Annotated in this window: 3 protein-coding genes and 2 pseudogenes; 1 reads left to right on the top strand and 4 read right to left on the bottom strand. The window is 60.1% G+C overall.

The genetic code is table 11. The annotated features are described in order from the left end of the window. Positions 1 to 263 precede the first annotated feature (263 nt). Positions 264 to 1,160 (bottom strand): site-specific tyrosine recombinase XerD, encoded by an 897-nt coding sequence (xerD, locus tag HT737_RS21020; RefSeq protein ID WP_041063163.1) that lies wholly within the window; start codon positions 1,158 to 1,160, stop codon positions 264 to 266. A 108-nt stretch (positions 1,161 to 1,268) separates the two neighbouring features. Between xerD and HT737_RS21015 the strand changes: the two are divergent. Further along, a pseudogene (locus tag HT737_RS21015) lies at positions 1,269 to 3,076 on the top strand (cation:proton antiporter). 107 nt (positions 3,077 to 3,183) lie between these two features. On the opposite strand, the gene HT737_RS21010 reads toward HT737_RS21015, so the two are convergent. The 3 genes and pseudogenes from HT737_RS21010 to HT737_RS21000 form a co-directional block, all read right to left on the bottom strand. Then, the gene (locus HT737_RS21010) at positions 3,184 to 3,597 is read right to left on the bottom strand and encodes an acyl-CoA thioesterase (protein WP_108181783.1); all 414 of its coding nucleotides are present in this window, start codon (positions 3,595 to 3,597) and stop codon (positions 3,184 to 3,186) included. A 163-nt stretch (positions 3,598 to 3,760) separates the two neighbouring features. After that, a complete protein-coding gene (gene rplS, locus HT737_RS21005) occupies positions 3,761 to 4,111 on the bottom strand; it encodes a 50S ribosomal protein L19 (RefSeq protein WP_003175895.1) in 351 nt (116 codons plus the stop codon). 45 nt (positions 4,112 to 4,156) lie between these two features. Beyond that, positions 4,157 to 4,401: pseudogene (locus HT737_RS21000) on the bottom strand (tRNA (guanosine(37)-N1)-methyltransferase TrmD); the annotation flags it as partial.

The following is a 4,401-nucleotide window of genomic DNA, read 5'->3' as shown; positions in this document are numbered from 1 at the left end:
CGGCGGCGAAAATCTGGGTCAGACGCATGAGAACTCCTGAAGGCGGACAAATGAAACGGTCAGAACGCCCGTGCCGGGAACACCGGGTCATAACCGTCCATCGTGCAAACCGGCAAAGCCTAACACATAAGGCCACGGTGGCCGAATGCGCCTGACACAAGACATGTAGGAGCTGCCGAAGGTGCGATCTTTTGACTTTTGCTTTTGGAATCACAAGCAAGATCAAAAGATCGCACCTTCGGCAGCTCCTACAGGGGGGGCAATCAGCCTCTTGGGTGATGTTTGGCGTGGAGATCTTGTAGGCGAGCCCGCGCCACATGGGTGTAAATCTGCGTGGTCGACAGATCACTGTGCCCCAGCAGCATCTGCACCACCCGCAGGTCGGCGCCGTGGTTGAGCAGGTGCGTGGCAAACGCGTGACGCAAGGTGTGCGGTGACAACGATTTGCCGATCCCGGCGACCTTGGCCCAATGCTTGATCCGGTGCCAGAAGGTCTGGCGCGTCATCTGTTCGCCGCGCTGGCTGGGGAACAGCACATCGCTGGGGCGCCCGCCCAGCAGCTCGCTGCGGCCATCACGCAGGTAGCGCTCGACCCAGACAATCGCCTCCTCGCCCATCGGCACCAGGCGTTCCTTGCTGCCCTTGCCCATCACCCGCAGCACGCCCTGACGCAAGTTGACCTGCTCCAGCGTCAGACTCACCAGTTCGGTCACGCGCAGCCCGCAGGCGTACAGCACTTCAAGCATCGCGCGATCACGCTGACCGATGGCTTCGCTCAGGTCCGGCGCTTTGAGCAGCGCTTCGACGTCCGCTTCCGACAACGATTTGGGCAGTGGCCTGCCCAGTTGCGGCATGTCGACGCGCAAGGTCGGATCGACCGTAATCAGCTTCTCCCTCAGCAGATAGCGATAAAAGCCACGCACACCGGAGAGAAACCGGGCGGTGGAGCGCGGTTTGTAGTTCTGCTCCAGACGCCAGGACAGGTGATCGAGGATCAACTCGCGACCAGCATTGATCAGCTCGAGGTTTTTCTCCTGCAGCCAGCCATTGAACAGCGCCAGATCGCTGCGGTAGGCGCCGCGGGTATTGTCGGACAGGCCCTTTTCCAGCCACAGGGCGTCGAGGAATTGGTCAATCAGCGGGTGGTCGATGGCAGGCATGGGCGCTCAAGACACACAACCTCCGGGGCTGCGCGCAAATGTCGAGTGAACTGTAGGAATGGCCGCTAGTCTTTCATAGCCCGCCATTTCAAGGAACAAGGAGCTTCAATGAACGAACAACAAATTCTCTTGGCATTTGGCGGGATCGGCGCCGCTGCGCTGGGTTGCCAGTGGCTGGCGTGGCGCCTGAAGCTACCGGCCATTCTGTTTTTGTTGCTGACCGGGATTCTCGCAGGCCCGGTGCTCGGCTGGCTCGACCCGCAGGAAATGTTCGGCCCGCTGCTGATGCCGCTGGTGTCGCTGGCGGTCGCGTTGATCCTGTTTGAGGGCAGTCTGACCCTGCATCTGTCGGAATGGCGCGAGATCGGCAGCGTCGTGCATCGCCTGGTGACTATCGGCGCGCTCACGACCTGGGTGGTGATTGCCGTCGCGACCCACTTCTTGCTCGGCTTCGACTGGTTGCTGGCAATTCTGTTCGGCAGCCTGACGCTGGTGACCGGGCCGACGGTGATCGTGCCGATGCTGCGGGTGGTGCGGCCGAAAGCCTCGATCGCCAACATCCTGCGCTGGGAAGGCATCGTCATCGACCCGATTGGCGCCCTGCTTGCGGTGGTGGTCTACAGCTTCATTATCGCCCGCTCGGAGGGTAACGGTCTCGAACAGAGCCTGCTGACCTTCGGCGGCGTGATCCTCTGCGGCAGCGTATTCGGGGTGGTCGGCGGCTGGGTGCTCGGCACCATCATCCGTCGCCAATGGCTGCCGGAATACCTGCACAACCTCGCCTCACTGGCGGCGGTGCTGGGGATTTTCATTGCCGCCAATCAGGTGATGCATGAGTCCGGTCTGTTGGCGGTGACGCTGATGGGCATGTGGCTGGCGAACATGAAGGGCGTGGATGTGCGGCACATCCTGCACTTCAAGGAAAACCTCAGCGTGCTGCTGATTTCCGGACTGTTCATTCTGCTCGCGGCGCGGCTGGATCTGCATGCACTGATCAGCCTCGGGCCGTTGGTGCTGATTCTGCTGCTGGTGATTCAACTGATCGCGCGCCCGCTGAACGTGCTGCTGAGCACTGCCGGCTCCAGCCTGAGCTGGCGTGAACGCGCCTTGCTGTGCTGGATCGCCCCGCGCGGGATCGTGGCGGCGGCGGTGTCGGCGATTTTCGCGATTCGCCTGGATCAAGCCGGACACGAAGGCGCGTTGCTGCTGGTGCCGCTGACTTTCGCGGTGATCATCGGCACGGTGGTGCTGCAAAGCGCAACCGCGCGACCCTTGGCACGTTTGCTGAACGTTGCCGAACCGGCGCCGAGCGGCTTCCTGATCGTCGGCGCCAACGGCCCGGCGCGTCTGCTGGGCAAATCGTTGCAGCAACTGGGCAGCCGCGTGCTGTTGACCGATTCGAGTTGGGAAAATATTCGTGCAGCACGCATGGAGGGTTTGCCGACGTACTTCGGTAACCCGGCGTCGCAGCATGCCGATGCGCATCTGGATCTGGTGGGGCTGGGGCATCTATTGGCGCTATCGCCTCGGGCGAACTGAATACTTTGGCGGCAATGCGCTTTCGCCACGACTTTGGTCACCAGCGTTTGTTCGGTCTGGCCAGCGGTCAGGAAACTCGTCGCACTGACAAGCATCGCGCGAGTCTGGAGCATCGCGGTAATCAGCTGGGGAGCGAGGCGCTGACCTATGCCAAGCTGGCCAGCCTGATCAGCAACGGCGCCGAGCTGTACAGCACGACGCTGACCGACGGTTTTGGCTGGGAGGACTATCAGGCATTGCATGGCAATCGGGCGACCCTGCTGTTCATGCGTGATGACAGCGGCTGGGTGCATGTGGTGACGCCGGAGACAGCTGTGAAACCAGGATCAGGATGGACCTTGTTGGCATTGATTCAGCCGGAGGCCAGCGGCGTCTGAGCTGACACCTTCGCGAGCAGGCTCGCTCCCACTGTGATCGGAAATTGTGTCCGAAACAAAACCTGTGGGAGCGATCCTGCTCGCGAATGGCGCGACTCGGTTCCGGATCAGGCAGGAAATCCGGGTAGCACCGGCACCGGCCGCTTGTCATCATCAATTGCCACAAAGCTGAACTGCCCGTGGATCGCTTTCTCGCGGCCGTCACAACTCATGCTCTCGACGAACACCTCAACCTCGACCTTGAGGCTGGTGTTGCCGACTTTGATCACCCGCCCTACCAGCTCGACGATCGAACCAGCCGGGATCGCATGATTGAAGTCAATCCGGTCGGTGGACACAGTCACCAATGGCAGACGGCAGAAGCGTGTGGCGGTGATGAACGACACTTCGTCCATCCACGCCAGCGCGGTGCCGCCGAACAGGGTGTTGTGATGGTTGGTGGTCGGCGGGAAGACGGCTTTGGTCACGCGGGTTACCGAGAGTTCGGTGCGGCGCTGGATTTCCTGGTCGCGGGTGGTCATGGGTTATTGCTCGTAAATCGCGGGCTTCCGAATTGAAAGCAAGATCAAAAGATCGTCCGAACGCGGCCCGAGCCTTCGGCAGCTCCTACAGGGGAGGCGGGTTGAATTGCGGGCAACAAAAAAGCAGCCCGTAGGCTGCTTTTTTCTGCATCGGAAGCTGGACTTAAGCCAGTTTTTCCTTGATGCGAGCTGCTTTACCCGACAGGTCGCGCAGGTAGTACAGCTTGGCTTTACGTACGTCACCGCGACGTTTGACAGCCATGCTGTCGATCTGCGGGGAGTAGGTCTGGAAAGTACGTTCTACGCCAACACCGTTGGAGATTTTACGAACGGTGAACGCACTGTTCACGCCGCGGTTACGCTTGGCGATGACAACGCCTTCGAACGCTTGCAGACGGGAACGATCGCCTTCCTTCACTTTCACCTGAACGACAATGGTGTCGCCTGGGGCAAAGGTAGGGATTTCTTTGGTCATCTGCTCTGCTTCGAGTGCAAGGATGATTTTGTTGGTCATGCTGTGCTCCTAAGGTAAATCAACTGATCTACCATCGATACGTTGTTAACTATCGTCCCGCTCGCGGATGTATTCCTCGAGCAGCTTCTTCTCTTCTCCAGAAAGCGAGCGGCTTTCCAGAAGATCGGCGCGTCGTTCATAGGTCCGACCAAGGGACTGCTGTAAACGCCAACGCCGGATATGCGCGTGATTGCCACTTAGCAACACGTCGGGAACACGCTGATCCGCATACACCTCAGGTCGGGTGTAGTGCGGGCAATCCAGCAGACCATCCGTAAAGGAATCTTCCT

The sequence above is a fragment of the Pseudomonas sp. MD195_PC81_125 genome, from assembly GCF_014060985.1.
In the GTDB taxonomy this organism is placed as follows: Bacteria; Pseudomonadota; Gammaproteobacteria; order Pseudomonadales; family Pseudomonadaceae; genus Aquipseudomonas; species Aquipseudomonas parakoreensis.
Note: the sequence above shows the minus strand (reverse complement) of the source record. Positions and strands in the feature narration are given on the sequence as shown.